General features: G+C 51.8%; 13 protein-coding genes. 4 read left to right on the forward strand and 9 right to left on the reverse strand.

Annotated elements, in window-relative coordinates; all coding sequences use genetic code 11:
- Window positions 1–71: 71 nt before the first annotated feature.
- The 5 genes from gcvP to CRP01_RS22945 all read right to left on the reverse strand — a co-directional run bounded on the left by gcvP (window position 72) and on the right by CRP01_RS22945 (window position 7,153).
- On the reverse strand, window positions 72–2,951 hold the full coding sequence (gcvP, locus tag CRP01_RS22920) for an aminomethyl-transferring glycine dehydrogenase (RefSeq protein ID WP_099152444.1): 2,880 nt from the start codon (window positions 2,949–2,951) through the stop codon (window positions 72–74).
- Window positions 2,952–3,260: 309 nt separating this feature from the next.
- Entirely contained in the window at window positions 3,261–3,854 is a 594-nt protein-coding gene (locus CRP01_RS22930) for a transposase (protein ID WP_170110501.1), read from the reverse strand.
- Window positions 3,855–4,098: 244 nt separating this feature from the next.
- Window positions 4,099–5,277, reverse strand: coding sequence for an acetyl-CoA C-acyltransferase (locus CRP01_RS22935; protein WP_099152447.1), 1,179 nt, complete (start codon window positions 5,275–5,277; stop codon window positions 4,099–4,101).
- A 217-nt stretch (window positions 5,278–5,494) separates the two neighbouring features.
- Complete coding sequence (locus CRP01_RS22940) at window positions 5,495–6,733, reverse strand: LamG-like jellyroll fold domain-containing protein (protein WP_099152448.1); 1,239 nt, start codon at window positions 6,731–6,733, stop codon at window positions 5,495–5,497.
- Between the two features lie 111 nt (window positions 6,734–6,844).
- Window positions 6,845–7,153: a YbaB/EbfC family nucleoid-associated protein gene (locus tag CRP01_RS22945; protein ID WP_099152449.1), complete on the reverse strand. Its 309-nt coding sequence runs from the start codon at window positions 7,151–7,153 to the stop codon at window positions 6,845–6,847.
- A 311-nt stretch (window positions 7,154–7,464) separates the two neighbouring features.
- Here CRP01_RS22945 and CRP01_RS22955 point away from each other — a divergent pair, with 311 nt between their 5' ends.
- A complete protein-coding gene (locus CRP01_RS22955; RefSeq protein ID WP_099152451.1) occupies window positions 7,465–9,063 on the forward strand; it encodes an ATP-dependent DNA ligase in 1,599 nt (532 codons plus the stop codon).
- A 262-nt stretch (window positions 9,064–9,325) separates the two neighbouring features.
- Here CRP01_RS22955 and CRP01_RS22960 read toward each other — a convergent pair whose 3' ends face one another.
- The 4 genes from CRP01_RS22960 to CRP01_RS22975 all read right to left on the reverse strand — a co-directional run bounded on the left by CRP01_RS22960 (window position 9,326) and on the right by CRP01_RS22975 (window position 16,748).
- Window positions 9,326–9,646, reverse strand: a complete 321-nt coding sequence (locus tag CRP01_RS22960) for an ArsR/SmtB family transcription factor (RefSeq protein ID WP_099152578.1) — start codon at window positions 9,644–9,646, stop codon at window positions 9,326–9,328.
- Window positions 9,647–9,813: 167 nt separating this feature from the next.
- Window positions 9,814–14,493, reverse strand: a complete 4,680-nt coding sequence (locus tag CRP01_RS22965) for a T9SS type B sorting domain-containing protein (RefSeq protein WP_099152452.1) — start codon at window positions 14,491–14,493, stop codon at window positions 9,814–9,816.
- Between the two features lie 504 nt (window positions 14,494–14,997).
- Window positions 14,998–15,912 (reverse strand): thioredoxin fold domain-containing protein, encoded by a 915-nt coding sequence (locus CRP01_RS22970; RefSeq protein ID WP_099152453.1) that lies wholly within the window; start codon window positions 15,910–15,912, stop codon window positions 14,998–15,000.
- 326 nt (window positions 15,913–16,238) lie between these two features.
- Window positions 16,239–16,748, reverse strand: a complete 510-nt coding sequence (locus CRP01_RS22975; protein WP_099152454.1) for a helix-turn-helix domain-containing protein — start codon at window positions 16,746–16,748, stop codon at window positions 16,239–16,241.
- Between the two features lie 315 nt (window positions 16,749–17,063).
- On the opposite strand from CRP01_RS22975, the gene CRP01_RS22980 reads away from it, so the two are divergent.
- The 3 genes from CRP01_RS22980 to CRP01_RS22990 all read left to right on the forward strand — a co-directional run bounded on the left by CRP01_RS22980 (window position 17,064) and on the right by CRP01_RS22990 (window position 19,331).
- Complete coding sequence (locus CRP01_RS22980; protein ID WP_099152455.1) at window positions 17,064–17,591, forward strand: RNA polymerase sigma factor; 528 nt, start codon at window positions 17,064–17,066, stop codon at window positions 17,589–17,591.
- Window positions 17,592–17,784: 193 nt separating this feature from the next.
- Complete coding sequence (locus CRP01_RS22985) at window positions 17,785–18,489, forward strand: SDR family oxidoreductase (RefSeq protein ID WP_099152456.1); 705 nt, start codon at window positions 17,785–17,787, stop codon at window positions 18,487–18,489.
- 161 nt (window positions 18,490–18,650) lie between these two features.
- Window positions 18,651–19,331 carry a nitroreductase family protein gene (locus CRP01_RS22990; protein WP_099152457.1) on the forward strand — a complete coding sequence of 227 codons (681 nt, stop codon included), beginning with the start codon at window positions 18,651–18,653 and terminating at the stop codon, window positions 19,329–19,331.
- The last annotated feature ends 152 nt before the right edge of the window (window positions 19,332–19,483 follow it).

A 19,483-nucleotide genomic window follows, 5' to 3' on the forward strand; every position in this document is an offset into this window, starting at 1 on the left:
TTGTGGTCGACGGTGAGGTGGCCGGTAGACGGTGGTTGTTTTTAAGGCCACTATCTACCGGCTTTTTATTTTTAGGCTTCCTGTTCGTAGGCTTCGAGCGGCGGACAGGTGCACACCAGGTTGCGGTCCCCGTAGGCTCCGTCGAGGCGGCCGACTGCCGGCCAGAACTTACGTCCTTCCTGCAGGTAGGCTACCGGCCAGGCGGCTTTGGAACGGCTGTAGGGTAGCTCCCATTCGTCAGCGGTGATCACTGCCAGCGTATGGGGTGCGTTGTGGAGTACGTTCTGTTTGGCATCCGCCTCTCCGGAGGCGATCTCATCGATCTCTTTCCGGATCCCCAGCATAGCGTCGCAGAAGCGGTCCAGTTCGTCTTTATCCTCACTCTCGGTGGGCTCGATCATGATGGTCCCCGCTACCGGCCAGGATAGGGTAGGAGCGTGGAAACCGTAATCGATCAGGCGCTTGGCCACGTCTTCGGCACTTACCAGCGAACGGAACGGACGCAGGTCAATGATGAGTTCGTGGGCCGTACGACCGTTGGCGCCGACGTAGAGTACATCGTAGCTTTTTTCCAGTCTGGCCTTGATATAGTTGGCGTTGAGAATAGCGTATTCAGAGGCTTTCCGTACGCCATCGCGGCCCAGCATACGGATGTATGCGTAGGAGATCAGCAGGATACTGGCACTTCCCCAGGGCGCAGCGGATACCGGATGAATACCTTGCTCGCCTCCCGTTTTCACCAGCGGGTGGTTGGGCAGGAACGGCTGTAGACTTTCGTTGACACAGATCGGTCCCATGCCCGGGCCACCACCACCGTGGGGGATGGCAAAAGTCTTATGCAGGTTGAGGTGACATACATCCGCGTCGATCAGTCCCGGGCTGGTCAGGCCGACCTGGGCGTTGAGGTTGGCGCCGTCCATATATACCTTACCACCGTGCTGGTGAATGATACCGCAAATGTCGCGGATCCCCGTTTCGAACACACCGTGGGTGGAAGGATAGGTAACCATCAGAGCCGCCAGTTCGTTGCTGTGTTTCTCGGCTTTGGCCCGGAGGTCTTCAATATCGATATTACCGTCGTCATCACATTTTACGACCACTACTTCCATGCCGGCCATCACGGCGCTTGCCGGATTGGTACCGTGCGCGGAAGAGGGGATCAGGGCAATGTTGCGATGATCGTCTCCGCGGGACAGGTGATACGCCCGGATGGTCAGTAGACCGGCGTACTCGCCCTGGGCACCGGAGTTCGGCTGCAGCGAGCAGTCCGCAAAACCGGTGATCTCACTCAGATAAGCGGACAGTTCGCGGAAGATCTGCTGATAGCCCTCCGTCTGGTCCATCGGTGCGAAGGGGTGCAGGTTGGCAAATTCGGGCCAGCTAACGGGCAGCAGCTCCGTAGCGGCGTTCAGCTTCATCGTGCAGGAACCCAGCGGAATCATGGAATGTACCAACGACAGATCGCGGTTCTCCAGGCGCTTGATGTAGCGCATCATCTGGCTTTCGGTGCGATAGCTGTTGAAAACCGGATGGGTCAGGAATTCGGATTCCCGGATCAGTGAGTCCGGCAGATTGAGACTTTCGCTGCCATTGGTCTCCAGTTCCTGTTCTTTACCGGCTATTTCCGCAAAGATACCGACGATGGTTTCCAGAGAGGCAAGCGTAGTTGTTTCGTCCAGACTGATCTGGATGGCGGATTCCGTATAGTAGAAATTAACTTCAGCCTGCTCGGCTTTTTCGCGAACGGCCGCGATCTGAGCGGCGTCGGCCTGCAGGTGCAGCGTGTCGAAGTACAATTGATGCGTGACCGCGAAACCCAGTTGGTCCAGATTGCCGGCGAGGATCTGCGCCATAGCGTTCACCCGTTTGGCGATAGCCTGGATGCCTTTAGGCCCGTGGTACGCGGCGTACATGCCCGCCATGATAGCCAGCAAGGCCTGTGCGGTGCAGATATTGGAAGTTGCTTTTTCCCGGCGGATATGCTGCTCCCGGGTTTGCAGGGCCATACGAAGGGCCGGATTACCCTGGCTGTCAACCGATACACCGATGATACGCCCGGGGATCTGGCGCTTGAAATCGTCTTTGGTGGCGAAGTAAGCAGCGTGGGGACCACCGTAGCCCATGGGCACTCCGAAGCGTTGGGTGTTGCCCACTACGGCATCCGCGCCCCATTCACCCGGAGGCGTCAAAAGGGCCAGACTGAGAATGTCGGCCGCTACGGTCACATATATTTCACTGGCTTTGGCTTTTTCCACCAGCGGACGGTAATCCGCTACCTCGCCGTCAGCGGCGGGATATTGTAGCAGGATGCCAAAGGTCTTTTCATTGAATTCAAAATTCCGCCAGTCACCAACGACCACTTCAATACCCAGCGGCAGCGCGCGGGTACGCAGAATATCTATGGTTTGGGGAAATACCTGGTCGGAAACGAGAAACTGATTGATGGCTTCTCCGCGATTGCGTTTGTTCTTTTGAGCGTAGAACATGGTCATCGCTTCGGCCGCCGCCGTACCCTCATCCAGCAGGGAAGCGTTGGCGATGGGCAGTCCGGTCAGGTCGCTGACCATAGTCTGGAAGTTCAGCAGCGCTTCGAGACGTCCCTGAGCAATCTCCGCCTGGTAGGGCGTGTATTGTGTGTACCAACCGGGATTCTGGAAAATATTACGCAGAATAACGGAAGGGGTAATGGTATTGTAATAGCCCAGCCCGATGTAAGATTCGAAGACTTTATTCTTGGCGGCTATTTTCTTCAGGTCTTTCAGAAACTCAAACTCGGTTACCGCTTCCGGAATATCCAGGGCATCTTTTTTGCGGATGCCGGCGGGTACCGTTTCGTCGATTAACTGATCCAGGCTGTCCACACCGATAGCGGCGAGCATTTCCTGTAATTCCTCTGCGTTCACACCGAGGTGGCGTTTGGCAAATTGGTCAAAAAAAACCGTACTGCTCATGCTTATTCCCTTCTAATTTGGTTGGTTAGAAAAAGTTGCGCAAAATTAAGAAAGTTTCGGACTTGTAGTATGATGTTACACGGACTTCGTAACACCGACTTCCTGTCGGTTGTATACAAAGCTGGCATGAATTTCCCACTAAGTGGTTTGCCAGCGATTCCATGATCATATACTCTACGTACTTCAATGGTCCGGGATGTGGAGGTAAAGAATAACCAACTCCTGGTCCGTTTCAAATCATTTGTCACGATGTACGCCTGCTTCAACTGGATGTCCAACGTTAGCGAGCAATCCAACTGGAAGTCGGATTTACAGGATCCAGTGGAAGTCCGGATTCAGGTACGTAAAATCCCAATCTTTCCAATGATTAACTAACCCGGCATTGACCGGATTGTTTAATATATAGCGGGCTTTCACGGCTAATTCATGGGGATTGCGAACGAGGTTGTCGTAACTTTCTTTTTGCCAAAAAGATTGACCGGTTCGATCCAGCACTTTATTGGCGGCCCGGGCGGTGAAGGTTTTAATGGATTTCAGGATAATGAACAGCTGATCCTCGCAGGAGTCGAGCATGAGGTGAACGTGGTTGGACATGATGCAAAAGCAGATTAATCGAAAACGGCGGCCATCCCAGTATTGAAGACCCTCCTGCACGATTCTGGCGATTTCTTTTTGCTTTAAATATACCGGTCCGGTAGCAGGATTGTCTAGTAGCTGATTAAACTTTCCACAATATTCATTAGTGATCTCAAATTTGATCTTTTGAACTATTTCGGGTGTTAGTTCAGCACTTATGGTCTTTAATGCCTGTAACTGCTTCTTTCTTGTGGCCTGGAGTTCCCTTATTTTAGAAACCGGTAAACTGCCATGCAGGCGGAAACAAATGTTGAAAGTACCATCCAAAGGCTGGATGTGCGGCAGGTTACGCCGGTACCATTCCTTGTTTTTCATCAGAGTGCGCGTTAGTTGACACTCAATTTAGGGAATTTTGACTGGAATGGGAAGTCGTAATGCCGACTTCCAGTCGGCATCACTGCTTTTGGTACGTAGTGCCGACTTCCAGTCGGCATTACAGCTTGGTTCTTGTTAGGTTGAATTGTCCGACTGGGAAGTCGGACTTACGGGGAATCCGACTGGGAAGTCGGACTTACGTGCGTTCAATGATGAGTGCCGAAGCGCCACCTCCTCCATTACAGAGCGTAGCCAGACCGACATTCGCGTCCCGGTGGGCGAGTACATTGGCGAGCGTAGTCACAATTCGTGCACCCGATGCTCCCAGCGGATGCCCGAGAGATACTGCTCCTCCGAATACATTCATTTTATCCTCGTCAACCTTCAGTTCCTGACCGAAAGCCATAGGGACCACGGCAAAGGCTTCGTTCACCTCCAGGTAATCCACATCGTCCCAGCTCATACCGGCGCGTTCGAGCGCTTTGGGGGCTGCCAGCGTTGGAGCGGTAGTGAACCACTGTGGTTCCTGGGCTGCATCCGCGTAGGCCACGATCTTGGCGATGGGTTTCAGGCCCAGTTCTTTTACTTTCTCCGCGCTGGCCAGAATGAGAGCGGCGGCGCCGTCATTGATGGTGGAAGCATTGGCGGCCGTCACTGTTCCGTCTTTACCGAAAGCCGGACGCAGACTGGGGATCTTATCGAATTTTACTCTTTTGTATTCTTCGTCTTCGGTAATGGTGATGGGATCGCCCTTGCGCTGCGGGATCTCTACTCCGACGATCTCGTCTTTGAACCAGCCTTTTTCGGTGGTTTCTGCCGCCAGTTTGTAGGAACGGATGGCGTAGCGATCCTGCTCTTCCCGGCTGATCTTAAACTTCTCAGCTGTTGCATCGGCGCAGGTTCCCATGGCCTGGTGATCGTAGGCATCCGTCAGGCCATCTTTAGCCAGACCGTCTACCAGGGTGGCGTCGCCATATTTATAACCCCAGCGGGCCTTGGGCACATAGTAGGGGATATTGCTCATACTTTCCATACCGCCGGCAATTGCGATATCATTCAGCCCCAGCTGAATGGTCTGGGCGGCAAACATGATCGATTTCATGCCGGAAGAACAGACTTTGTTGACGGTGGTGCAGGGAACGTTGATCCCGATGCCGGCTCGCAGAGCAGCCTGCCGGGCGGGGGCCTGACCGAGATTGGCCGAGCAGACATTACCCATAAAAACTTCCTGGATCTCAGTGGCGGGAAGACCGGCTTTTTCCAGTGCCCCTTTTATGGCGGCGCTACCCAGTTGGGTGGCGGATAGTGTAGAGAGACTTCCTCCGAAACTGCCCAGCGGCGTACGAACGGCAGCGACGATAAATACTTCTTTCATAAGGTGAATTGCTTGATTGTTATTTGGTGTAAGGCTAATACGCTGTATTCAATAAACAGTGGCCGGTACCGGTAAGTTTAGCTTGCCGGTAAACGGTGGCCATCTGCCAGTTGACTACAGATCGCAAACAGCGCAAAATTAGGTTTTTTGCGTCAGCAATCCACAGAAGAGCAGGATATCGGGAAAGTATTTTGGGGTTGACCGAACCCCTGTGCGGTCATCGAAACACCGTAACGCTACCCGTTCGGATGCCTTCCTCTCCGTTACAAAGGTATCGGATCTTGTAGAGGAATACGCCGGGGTTGACATCCTGGCCTTTAAAGGTGCCATCCCATTGCAGAAAGGCGTCCTCGGTGTAAAAGACCCGGCCACCCCAGCGGTCGAAGATCTCGAAGGAGATAAGTTCCTGCAGGGCAAAAGGGTTACTGATGCCAAAGGTCTCGTTGCTGGCCGGTCCCCGTCCGTTGGGCGTAAATGCTTTGGGAAGGTAGAGTACTTCGCAGTCCAATTCATCGGGATCAATGACGGAGATCCGGATAGAGTCGCTGGCGATGCAGGAAGAGACCCCATCGCTCATTTGTACGTTGTATACGAAATTGCCGGCTTCGGAGGGGAAGATGGTCGGTTCCGCTTCGATGGAACTCATCACATCCAGACTGGGGGTCCAGTTGAAGCCGGTTCCACAGGAACTGGTCAGGCGGACATCGACGGAAGTACCCAGAAAAATCACGGTATCCTGGGTAGCGATCTGGTCCGGAGCGAAATACAGCCCGGCGATCTCATCTTCGTTCAGTGCGCGGTTGTACACGCGAAATTCGTCCATCAATCCGTGAAAAAGCGGCTCGCTGGGCATGCGGCAGTCACCGCCTCCGATCGTGAGTTTGCCGCCGTTGCTGAGATCGATCCGTCCCTGCGTACCCAGGTCGCGGGCAAATTTGCCGTTGATATAGAGTTTGACCCGGCTACCTTCGCGAACGAGGGTGACCAATTGCCAGCAGGATTGATTGATCAGTGGATTAAGCAGCGATACACCCCGGCTGATATTCTCGATCATAACGGCGCTCACCGAACGCGAAGCGGGGGCATAACGGATATAAAACAGATGTTCCTGGATACTACAGTCCGCATCTCGTTTAGATACCAGATAGGGCGTACCGTTGAGTCCAATGGGCTTGAAATAAAAGCTGACGGTGACGTCCTCGGTGTCAAACTCATCGTTTACATTATTCTCTCCGGGAACGGTAAGAAAGGTGGTCACGCCGTCGAATAATATAGCATCTCCCCGGACCCCGCAGCGGTATTCTATGTTGCCGTTACCGATCGCCGCATTACTCGTATTGCCGGTATTGTTCTCCAAACTACCGTCAAAGCTGTAATAGGCAATTAAACCAACTGAAGTCTGTGCCGGTAGGCGAAGCAGCGCCAATACGGCGATAAAACAAAAGATAAATCGCATGGGATATTTTTTACGGTACTCGGTTGGGCATTGGGTAGTCCAATGCCAACCGTATCGAGAAAGATAACGTGCCGGGAGTGCCAATATTTTGAATAACGTGAGAAAAAGCAATTAACCGCCCAGGAATCCTCCCATACCCGGGAGCATGTCGTTGATCAGCTTTTGGGATTCGGCGGCTTCCTTGGTGGCAGCCTCCTCCAGGGCCCGGTTGATGCCTACCAGGAGCAGGTCTTCCAGTTGTTCGGGATCTTCGGGATCGAGGATCGCCGGATCTATTTTGATGTTGGTAATTTCACGGGCCGCATTGGCCGTAACTTTAACGGCGCCGTCACCTGCTTCCGCCTCGATCGTAATTTCCTGCAGTTTTTCCCGGAGTGCTTTTTGCTGCTCCTCCATCTGGCCAAATAGGTCTCCAAACATGGTTTTAAATTTTAAGGTTCAAAGGTAAAAATAAATTCAGGATCAAGTTCAAATACCCGGCAAACTCTATCCCGATCATCCAACGAAAACTGAAGTAGAATTCGCATAGGAAACGAGCCGGAAATTTCGCCAAGCGGCCAAATACCGGGCGTATTTCCGGTCGGCCCGGCTGATTTGAACGGATCCCAATATCTATCAACAAAACTCTTCAGACCATGTTTTATACAGGTGAAGACTTTGCCTGAAACGGAGGCAAAAGAAGCCCGGGCAACGGCCTCTGTTCCTAACCGCTGAAGTTAAAATACCATTGCATGAAAAATTTTGCCAGACTTTTCCGTCGACTGGACCAAACGAACAAGACCAATGCCAAGGTAGAGGCACTGGCCGATTATTTTCAGGAGGTGGGAGATGAGGACAAACTCTGGACCGTTGCCCTGCTCTCGCACCGGCGACCGAAGCGATCGGTCAATACCACGCTGCTGCGGGCCTGGGCCGCTGCCTACAGCGGGGTTCCGCTCTGGCTATTCGAGGAGTCTTACCACGTGGTCGGTGATCTGGCCGAAACCATCTCGCTGGTGCTCCCGGCCGAAGAGGAACAAAGTGACTACGATCTCACCTACTGGATCAATTACGTTCGCGATCTCAAAGATCTGGAAGAAGAAGAAAAAAAGGAACGGGTTTTTGCCGCCTGGCAGCAATTGAATACCAGCGAGCGCTTCGTATTTAATAAACTCATCACCGGGAGTTTTCGGGTGGGGGTTTCCCAAAAGCTGATGGTGCGGGCCCTGAGTCGTCAGACCGGGATCGATGAAATGACCCTCGCTCACCGTCTGATGGGCGGCTGGACACCGGATGACAGCACCTTTGAACAACTCATCCTGACCGAAGATCCCTTGGAGGATATTTCCCGGCCCTATCCTTTTTATCTGGCCTACCAACTGGACGATCCCGTACATGAACTCGGGAAACCGTCGGAATGGCAGGCCGAATACAAATGGGACGGCATCCGCGGCCAGGTGATCGTCCGTGAGGATGAACTATTCGTCTGGTCCCGCGGAGAAGAACTGGTTACCGATAAATTTCCCGAATATAATCCCCTGGCGGATCTGCTTCCCAACGGAACGGTTATTGACGGTGAGATCCTGCCCTTTCGGGATGGTAAGCCCCTCGGTTTCCAGATATTGCAAACCCGTATCGGTCGGAAAAATGTAACCAAAAAGCACTTGCGGGACGCACCGGTCGTGCTGATGGCTTATGACCTTTTGGAGTGGCAGGGAAAGGACATCCGGCAGGAACCCCTGGCCGAGCGCCGTCGCTTACTGGAGCAAATGATCCAGGATATCGGCCCGAATGAGATCCTGCTTCTCTCCGAGGCAATAGCGTACGATGAATGGCAAACGCTGGCCGAACTGCGGGAAAATGCCCGGGAGCAGCAAAGTGAAGGCATCATGCTGAAACAGCTCCATTCGCCCTATCTGGCCGGTCGGAAACGCGGCGACTGGTGGAAATGGAAAGTCGATCCATTGACCATCGACGCGGTTATGATCTACGCCCAACGGGGGCACGGCCGCCGGGCCAACCTGTATACGGACTTCACCTTTGCGGTCTGGAACGGGGAAGATCTGGTACCCTTTACCAAAGCTTATTCCGGCTTGACGGATGCGGAATTCCGGCAGATCACGGCCTGGGTTCGGAAAAATACCGTGGAGCGATTCGGACCGGTACGCAGTGTTAACCCCAAGCATGTATTCGAGATCGCCTTCGAAGGTATCCAGCGTTCCAACCGACATAAAAGTGGGGTAGCGCTGCGTTTTCCCCGAATGCTCCGCTGGCGAAAAGATAAACCCGTAGAGGAAGCCAATACGCTGGAAGATCTGCACGCCCTACTGGAGGTTTACGAACAGGGATAGCGGACGTGCCCTGCACATGCCAGGCAAAAAAAAAGTGTGCCGAACCTCCGCCCGGCACACCCCGATTTCGCTAATCGATGTTAGAAATGGATAGGGAAGGAGTTTCCCACTAGCAGCAGCCGGTTTGACCGCCACAGCAATCGTCATCTCCTCCGCAACAGCCTGGATTGAATTTCATTAGATCTAGCATAGTAATTGAATTTAATGGTTAAAAATATTCATCGTTATTTTACGATGGATTATGGCAAAAAAAAGGAACCGCTCAACAGCATTTCCTTACTTCTTCAAACAAATTACTCAACAGGCCATAGGCTTCCTGGCAGGCGGATTGGTCAACGCAGTAGCAGGAAAATTTTCCATCGATCTCTCCTTTGATCAGACCGGCGGATTTCATGGCCTTCAGGTGTTGGGAAACAGTAGCCTGGGACAAAGGGATCTCTTCCACCACATCCCCACAGAAACAGCTGCCCTTCCGGATCAGTACCTCAAGGATAGCGATCCGGGCCGGATGAGCCAATGCTTTGGCAATACTGGCCAGCCGGTTGTGACGTTCGGTAAAGCGTTCTGTTCTTGTGTTTCCCATATTGATCGTAAAATTACGATGAATAAATTTCAGATGCAAATTTTAGCGTAAAAAATATCCAATACGGTCCAAAAATACAAAGGGCGCTAAGAACTGGCGGCCGGTTCGATTTGAATCGGCTATTACAGTTCTTAGCGCCCTTGGCACCTTTGGAAGGATAGATCGAATTAACGCAGCACGGTCACGTCTCCCCGGAAGACCAGGGTCACATCATCCAGGAATTCTACCTCGATGATGTAAACGTATACGCCCGGGCTCACGGTCCGTCCGTCCTTTTGTCCGTTCCAGAGAGCAGCTCCGTCAAAACAGTTAACGTCAATGGAATCGTCATTATACACGATCTCTCCCCAGCGATCGAATATCCGGGCGAAATTGACGCTTCGCACACCCGTACAGGTGAACAAACGGAATTCGTCGTTTATACCGTCTCCGTCGGGAGAGAAGGCATTGGGAATATATACGTTGCGGTTGGCGTCCAGATCGATGAATACGCTTGCTTCCGCCGTACATCCGTTCGGATCGGTGATCAGCAGGGTGTATTCTTCACTGCGGAAGGGGAACACCACCGGATTAGGAATATCCGTAGCGGAAATATCCGGCGTTTCCGGCGTCCATTCGTAAGTGAATACGCCACCCAGAGGAGAGATTACCGGCATCAGGGTCACACTGTCTCCCAATTCAACGGTAATCTCGCTCGGCAGATCAATGATGATCTCATCCGGCTGCGGAATGGATACATCCACTTCCACCGTACAACCGCCCGGATCCGTTACGCGGATCACGTGATCCATGCCGAATACCGTTGCCGGCTGGTTGGGCGGGAAGTTGAGACCGTTATTATCTACAGAATAGGTGTAATCCAGAAAGTCCTGTCCAGTTCCACCAAAGACCGTATCGATGAAGATCAGAGACGGATCGCCGAAGCAAAGCGGCGGTACCGGCTCCACGATCTCTACAGAGATGGGGATCGGTTCGCCGATCGTATAGACGGTATCGGCCTGACAACCTCTGACGTCAGTCACCGTCACCGTATAGGTGCCGGGAGCGAGATTGTCCGCCCGGGGAGAACTGGCCGGAGCTACACCGCCGGACCAGGCAAATGGGCTGGTACCAAGGCCGTTTCCGCCTACTTCTTCCACAACGATGATCCCGTCATTTTCGCCGGCACAACTGATCGTGGGCGTAGACAGTGCTTCATTGATATTCAGGATCAGTTCGTCCGGTTCGGCGATCGGCACCGTCTGGGTGATATTACAGCCGTTGGCATCCGTGATCACTACCTGGTACGTATCGGCTCCCAGGTTATCGCGATCGGATCCGCTCGGGCCGTCGTCCCACAGGTAATCGTAAGGGGCCGTACCACCCATCGTGGCGAGCATAATGGTTCCGTCTGTTTCGCCGAAGCAACTAATATTGGCCACATCGGCCGTTACGGCGAAATCATCCGGGCTGGGTACTTCTACATCAACCGTCACCCCACAGGTGCCGTCGGAAACGGTCAGCGTTTGCGGACCGCGGCAGAGTTGCGTACCGGTCGAACTGGCCACTCCCTGTTCGGTCTCTCCGGAAGACCAGACAAAGTTGAAGATACCGGTGGTGCCGTCGCTGTAGGACGCTTCGGCGAGTATCCGACCGTCGCAGGTCAGGTCATCCGGGCAACTTACCGGAGCCAGCACGGTGAAATCGACGGTGATCGTCGGCGGATCACTCAGCACGATATTGTCAATCACCAGCGGCGTACAGTTATTGGCATCCGTTACGGTAACGGAATAGGTACCCGCCGCCAGTGCCGGTAGCGGGTTGATCGTAGTAGCATTATTCGGATCGGTTGACCAGCGATAGGTGTACGGAGGCGTACCGCCGCTGACGAATACCGCGATCTGACCGTCGTTCTGACCGGGGCAACCGGGCAGTCTCAGATTGATGCTGTCCTGTACCACCAGGCCCGGAGAGGTTACCAGAGCCGTATCAATGGACTGACAGTTATCGGATGCCGTAACGGTAACGGTATAGGCTCCGGGAGACAGACCGGAAATGGAAGTTTCGGTAGAACCGGTACTCCAGAGGTAGCCCGTAATCGGAGCGGCCGTAGCCGTGGCCGTTACGCTCAGCATACCGTCAGTATCGTTCGGACAGGTCACTGAATCATCCGTCAGGGAGGTAATATTCGGAGGCGTCGGTGCTTCGATGGCGAAGTTCAGCATCTGCTCACAATTATTCACATCGCGAACAGTGAGCGTATAATCGCCGGCGGTCAGGCCGGTAGCAGTTGGTCCGTTGAGGTTGGCATCGTGCGACCATTCGTAGGTATAGGCGCCGGTACCTCCGGTCACTTCTACGCTGATATTACCATCGCGGCCAATGCCTCCGGACGGATTGTCATTACAGGTTTCATTATTGATGTCGGCAATGGAGATGGCGATCGAGTCCGGTTCGAGGATCTCAAAAGTGCCTTCTACCATACAAGAGCCGGAAGCATCATTATCGGTCATGGTTACCGAATAGGTGCCCGCTGCGAGTCCGTTCTGGGTAGATGAATTCGGACTGCTGTCTTCCGCTGTGCCCGCATTGGCGGACCAGGAGAAGGTATAGGGCAGGTCTTCTTCATTAGTGGGGGTTGTCGATCCGGAAAGTACGATGGATCCGTTGGCTTCACCAAAGCAGGTCACATCGGTTACCAGACTGACGATACTGATCTCTTTTTCCGCCGCCACGATGTAGCAGTCTGAAAAAGAACAGCCATTATCATCGGTGATCGTCACGCAATACTCACCCGGATCCAGGCCACTGATGGTGGAACTACTGGAGGTTTGGGTGACCCCGTTGCTCCATTCGAAGACGTAGTTACCGGAGCTGGTGGTACCACCGGAAGGGATCACGGTGATCTCACCATCGAGGGCACCGTTACAACTGGCCGGAGAAATGACTTTATCCTGGGGATCGTCCCGCACGACGATGGGGAGCGGTTCGAACAAAGTAGCACTCGCTATCGCTTCACAACCGTTGTCCGAGGATACGGTAACCGAATAAAAACCTTCGGGAATGTTGGTGAGGGCGGCTACATTACCGACCGGTACGTTCCAGGTGAAAGTATATTTACTGAGGTCAGGATTGGGCGTGCCGTCCGAGATCCTGACGGAAATAGAGCCGTCGGTAGCTCCGAAACAGGAAGGTTCGGTAACGGTAAAGTTGGCGCCCAGTCGCGGCGGAGCGATCAGTTCGAAAGTATCAATTACGGTATTAACCGGATTATTGCTGTCGGTAATGGTGATCTGATAGGTACCCTCCGTGAGGTCGTTCACAGTGATGGATTCACCCGGATTAGTGAGCGTACCGGCCTGGTCCGCACCAACCGGTGGCACGGAGTTCCAGGCGTAGTTGTAGGGTGCTACTCCATCGCTGACCGTAAGGGTAAAACCACCCGTCGGTGCCGCGGCGCATTCCAGATCGCGCGGTTCGATAAGCACGAAGAGATCACTGGCGGAAACGGTAACCTGCCCGCCGGTGACGATGACCCCGTAAGGATTGCTATCCGTATCCAGTACTTCGATGGACAGGGGCGTATCGGTCATAATGATCGGGCTCGTCTCTCCGGGTTGTCCGATCACGTCGAAACACATTTCAAAAAGTACCGCACCGTCGCCCAGGGTTACTCCGGAAGTACCGGCATCGAACCAGGAAACCAGCAGGGTTTGCTCATCGGCCTGGTTGATACTGTTGGGCAGATCAACGAGGGCAGCATTGGGATTTTGAAAATTCTGGAATTGCAATACAGTAGGATCCCAGTTAATGGAGAATTGCATGGAACCAACCATGTTGAAATCTTCCACCGTTACCGGCAGACATTCTACCTGGCCGGGTGAAACGTTCTCCAGCGGGAAGTTGTAGGTTATGGATGCGCAGGAAGTGAAGTCCATGGTGAAGATTGCCGGACAACCCTTTCCATCCTCTACAATGATATTGTACATCCCGGCCCGCGGTACCATGAATTCTACGGTACTGTTGTGGCGGGGCGCGCTGGAAGAGGTTACGGTTCCCTGAATATCGGGATTGCTCGCCAGACTGATGGTGATCTCGTATTCTTCCGCCGGAAGGAATTCCGGTAAACCACCCACCACATCAAAGGTACCCGTACAGCCGGTAGAACCGCTGATTATATTTTGATTCGTTGCCACTACTTCGTTGAGGTAAACAACGGAAAAAGCTTCATCCACATTCACGTCCACGCAACTACCTTCTCCGCCACCCAGGCCGTCGTCCTCATAGGCACGATTGGCGAAATCATCGATCGTGATCGGTGCGAACCAAAGCTGCACCGGAGCGCCCTGCATGGGACCGCTGCCACCGCCGAAAGCGTACTGCAGCGTACCGGAGTTCTGGAAGGTGATATCCCCGTCTACTTCCTGGGTCGCCACCCAGATCCCGAAATCCTGGGTTTCGGTAACTCCGTTCGGGAAGGTGATCGGCGATACGGTGTTCAAACAGGGATCGGTGAGAATGGTGGCCAGATCGGGGCCGGTCTGGGTGGGCTGGCAGTCGTAGAATGCGTAACCGAAACCCGGAGTCGTACTGGGATTGGGATCTCCGCTAAGGTCACCACCCGTATGATCAATTTGCAGGATGTCATTAAAGCACAGGAAGATGGTATCTCCCGCTACATCATTGCTCTGCCCGGTAAAGGGAAGAAAACTTATCGTACCGGCATCATTACACTCCATACGGGCCGATCCGCTGGCGGGTGCGCGTAACTGTCCGTCGATAACAATGTTTCGGGGAGATTGAGCCAAAAGGGTGAATGAGGTGCTGAGACAGCAGATCAAAGTGGCGAATTGAATTCTCGTCATCATTAAAGATTATGTTCAACCGTTAGTGGGATCGAGTTTATCGACAATAAAAGTTGCGAAGATTAAAAAAAATATGGTGCCATTGAACGAAAATCATGATTCATTCAGGCACATTTTCCACCTTTATTCAGGATTTTTATTAGAGTAGTTTTCTTTCTATAGTATTAATAATTCGGGGTATATGAAACTGCTCTGCGGTATGAATTTTGCCTTGTGTGGCCTCCGGCTGCCTTTCCTCCTGCGGCATACCGTAACGGTAACAAGTCCTCAAAAATCCGGCACAGACAGCTTCTAAGTACTAGTATGGGGTAATAAGTCGTGGTGAAAACGAAATTGCCCTTCCATAAATTGTCGAGAAACCGAAAGGAAAGAAAAAATGTATTCCGGACGCATAAAGCGATAGCGGATCGCGTCCGGCAGGAGGGGGCGATCCACTCCCGCAGGCCCCTTCCCACGGGAGCGATTCCTATGGTAAAGCGCCCGTACTGCCGCCTGGCGGTCGATGGCTTAACGAACGTCCATCATATCCTGAATGACACCACTCACGTTTTTTCGCCGCAGATAAAATAAGTAATCTTCGGCCTTTTTCCGGTCCGGGAACATGCCGATAAAGATGCGAAAGACCTGCTTCCCGGCATCATCCTTACCCCCGAGCAGGCGTACGGATTCATTCACGCCGCTTTCCAGTTGGGCCACCTGGCGGATCGCCTGTTGGTAGTCTTCGTAGGAAGCCACCTGGATACTGTAGGTCTTTTCCGAACGGGGAGCAAAAGTTTCCCGGGTATTGGGGCGGGCAACGGGTACGGCCTGCGACGGCGTATTGCGGTCCTGCTGCTGGGTAGTTCGCCCCGGCACCATTACGGGCGGCGGCAGTTCGGTTGGCGGCGGCGGATTATTGCCGTTGTTTTCGGAGGGAAGCGGGGGGCGGTAGAGTTTGATACTCGGCTTCGGGCTGTCCATGATCTCTTCGCTGGCGAAGCTGTGACGGGTACTCCCGATGCGATTTTTGGGCAGGTTGTGCTCTTCGAGGATCTTGAGCAGGTCTTCGCCGGAAAGGGCAGTCTCAATTTTTGCCAGGAGCTGTCCCTGAGCGTTGAACACCAGTATACTCGGCAGCAATTTTACCTGAAATCGCTCCTGATGGGGCCGGTTCCCGCGTTCGTCGATATCGACCTTTACGGCGAGATAATGCTGGCGTACGTAGCTGATCAGCGGAGCGCTGGTAAAAGCCTGCTCCTCCATCCAGTGACAGGGGGCACACCAGTTGGCGGTGAAAAACGCAAAATAGAGGCTCCCTTGTTGTCCGGCAATTTCGCGGACTTCATTGAGATCTTTGTTCAGGAACGGAATAGCGGGCTGACCATTTCCGGGCACTAACCAATGGATGAGGCATAGCCATAGTAAAGTGCAGTAGTGCTTCATAGTTGCTATAGAATTTACGGTTTTGGGCTGGGGTGTCGGGATGTAGTTTACCCGATCATTTATATAAGTAATTTAAAGCTTATAAGCGACAATGGAAAATAGTGATCATCCGGTGCAGGCAGCGGGGGATAAGATCCGGAAGGGCACGCTTGCCGAATTAATAAGATGTGTCCAGCTATGGAGAGGTTTCATTCGAAATGTGGTACAAAGATAGGGATTCAGCCTCCAATGAAGCAATAGCCAAAAGCAAAAATGACCTGACAAAATAGCAGAGGGCCACTTTGTCAGGTCATTCTTACAGTCTGATCTTAAATTTTTTTAAGAAATTATTTATCCTGGCATCGAATGTAATTGATCAGTTGCCGGTGCTCCGCCAGCAGATTGACCGCCGCATCGTAGGCCTGATCAAAGAAATCGAAAACAAAATTTACATTATCGGGAACTTCGCTGGATTCCAGCTTGGCTTTTTTATAGGTATAGCATTTGTGCAAACCTTCCAGATAATCCGCCAACATATGCGCTTTTTCCGCAAAGTGGGCAATCTGTTCGGGATCCGGACCGTTTAAATTCTCGTATTTCAACTGAGCTTCGATCTGATTGACCTCATCCTGCAAGTCCTTCATAGTCAGATCGATGATGGATACCTCAAAAATCCGGGAAAGCTTAAGTAAATTGCAGATCTTAGGCTCCGCGGTTCCATTTTCGTAGGAAGCGATGTTGCCACGATTGAGTCCGATCTTTTGCGCCAGTTCTTCCTGGCTGAAACCCTTTTTACGTCGTAAACACTTGATGTTTGACGACAAATAGTTAATAATTGTATTCTTTGTCAATTCCATTGCTACCTGCTTTGTCTTACTCCGTCGAAGTTTAAGAATTCAATGTTGTACCTGCGCTAATGACACAAAAATGTAAAAAAAATTTACAGTTCCAATATTGGAACCATTTTTGATCGTTTAAATATATATACAAGTTTAGGCATTTTTTGTTTAGGTCTGTTAACAAAATTAACGTTTTGGCCGCTAAATGGTAAAGGCCGGACAATCTTGGTACTAAATTTGCTGTATATACAAATAAATTGCCAATATTATTTGCATCTCCGCTAGAAGGCGGGTATTTTTGTAAATAATAATTACAAATAAAACATCACCGACATGATATACGCCATTCAGAATCAAATACAGGACCAATTAGACCGAATTAGTAACTCGCTGCGTGCATTCTCTCTCAAGCTTACCGGAAACTCCAACGATGCGGAAGATCTGTATCAGGATACGGCGCTGAGAATTATCACGAATGCGGACAAATATAACCCGGGTACCAACTTTAAGGCCTGGGCGGTGACCATCATGCGGAACATCTTCATCAACAACTATCGCAAGAAGGTGCGCCGGAACATGATCATCGACCAAACCCCCAACAATTACTATCTGAACAGTGGTGATCGGGTGGTCGAGAATGATGGGGAGACTTCGGTGGCGTTTAAAGAACTGATGTCTTTGGTAAACGATCTGCCGGAAGACTTTCGCCGTCCGTTTCTGATGGCCTACGCCGGCTACAAGTACGATGAGATCGCCGAAGAACTGGATTCTCCGCTCGGTACCATCAAAAGCCGTATCTTCTTTGCCCGGAAGAAACTGCAGAAAGCCTACAAAAACATCATGATGGAAAGAAGGGCTTAATTAAATTGCAAAAAAAATTGACAATTTATAATAAGCGCTTTTGACTGTCGTTATATATCTACATTAAGCAGCATAACTAAATTCGAAGCCCTTCCCGCAAATTCCGGGAAGGGCTTCGTTTTTTTTAGGATCTTACCGTTACACAGCCATTCGTGCGGAAACCTGCTGCTCATCTCGTAACCATCCAAGCATTATGAAAATTCTGATAACCGGAGCCAGTCGGGGAATAGGCCTGGAAACAGCACTACGGCTGGCGCGCAGCCGGGAGCACCGCATTCTGGTACTCGGCCGGAGCGAAGATGCTCTGCGGTCGCTTTACCAGGCGGTGGCGCTGGAAGAAGGGGAGGGGATCCTGGACTATCTGGTATACGACCTGAACGATAGTTCCCCGGATCTGCTGAACCGCGCTTTGGGCGATCTGGACGGACTGGACATACTGATCAACAATGCGGGACTGCTGATCAATAAGCCGTTTGAGCAGCTGAGTCCGCTGGACTGGCAGGAATCTTTTGAGACCAATTTCTTTTCGGTTGTAAAAATTATTAACATCTGCCTGCCGCATTTTTCCAGAATGAACGGAGGGCATATTGTCAATATCGGCAGTATGGGCGGGTTTCAGGGCAGCGCTAAGTTCAACGGCCTGGCTGCCTACAGCGCTGCCAAAGCGGCACTGGCCAATCTGACCGAATGCCTGGCCGAAGAATTCAAGGATCGCCGGCTTTCCGTCAACTGTCTCAGCCTCGGCGCGGTACAGACCGAAATGCTGGAAGCGGCTTTTCCCGGCTATCAGGCACCCCTGAGCAGCGATGATATGGGCGAATTTGTGGCCTGGTTCGCCACCCAGGGGCATCGCTTTTTCAACGGGAAGATACTGCCGGTATCGGTTTCAACACCCTGATCAGCAGTAATTTTCAGAGGGGAGAATTTATGTCCGATCCCCTGTAACTTTTTCAAAAAAATACGTCTAATAGATAGTAGGATTCATTTTTATGTGCTTACCTTAAAACTAGATGGCGGATGAGGTGTTTCCCATAAAGTTTAAAATGTATTAAAAGGATTATGAGTCAGGAAGTTAGCGATTTTATTCCTTACAAAGGAATTCGTTATCCTAAAGCAGAGATGCTCAAGCGCAGCCGGGAGTTTTACCAGTTCATGGATAAGCGCCGGACGGTTCGGGATTTTTCGGATAAGAAAATTCCCAAAGAGGTCATCGACAATATTGTGCTGGCGGCAGCGACTGCTCCTTCCGGTGCTCATAAGCAACCCTGGACCTTTTGTATTGTCTCTGATCCTGGGATCAAGGCTAAAATTCGCGAAGCGGCCGAACAGGAAGAATACGAGAATTACAACGGCCGGATGTCGGAAGAGTGGCTGGAAGACCTGCAGCCCTTCGGAACCGACTGGCATAAGCCCTTTCTGGAAACAGCGCCTTATCTGATCATTATTTTCAAAAAGGCCTACGATCTGGTAAACGGAGAAAAGCACAAGAATTACTACGTAAACGAATCGGTCGGAATTGCCACGGGCGTATTGCTGACCGCGATCCATAATGCCGGGCTGGTCTCATTGACCCACACACCGAGTCCGATGAATTTTTTGCATGAGATCCTGGATCGTCCCGAAAATGAAAGAGCCTTTTTGCTGATCCCGGTCGGCTATGCGGACAAAGAAGCCAAGGTGCCTAATCTGCAGCGGAAAACGAAGGAAGAAGTGGTGGTTTATTATAAGGATAAGTCCTGATCCGGTACCGCTCTAAATTTTTTTGTAGGAAAAACGGGAAAATAGAACTAATTCCGGGCAAACTACGTTTAATAATTGATGGAGGCAAAAACTATATAGACTGCACCCAATCTCAAGCAGAGAAACGATTTTAACCAGCCTAATATCACGAG

Origin of the sequence: Flavilitoribacter nigricans DSM 23189 = NBRC 102662 (assembly GCF_002646595.1) — a bacterium.
Classification (GTDB): Bacteria; Bacteroidota; Bacteroidia; order Chitinophagales; family Saprospiraceae; genus Flavilitoribacter; species Flavilitoribacter nigricans.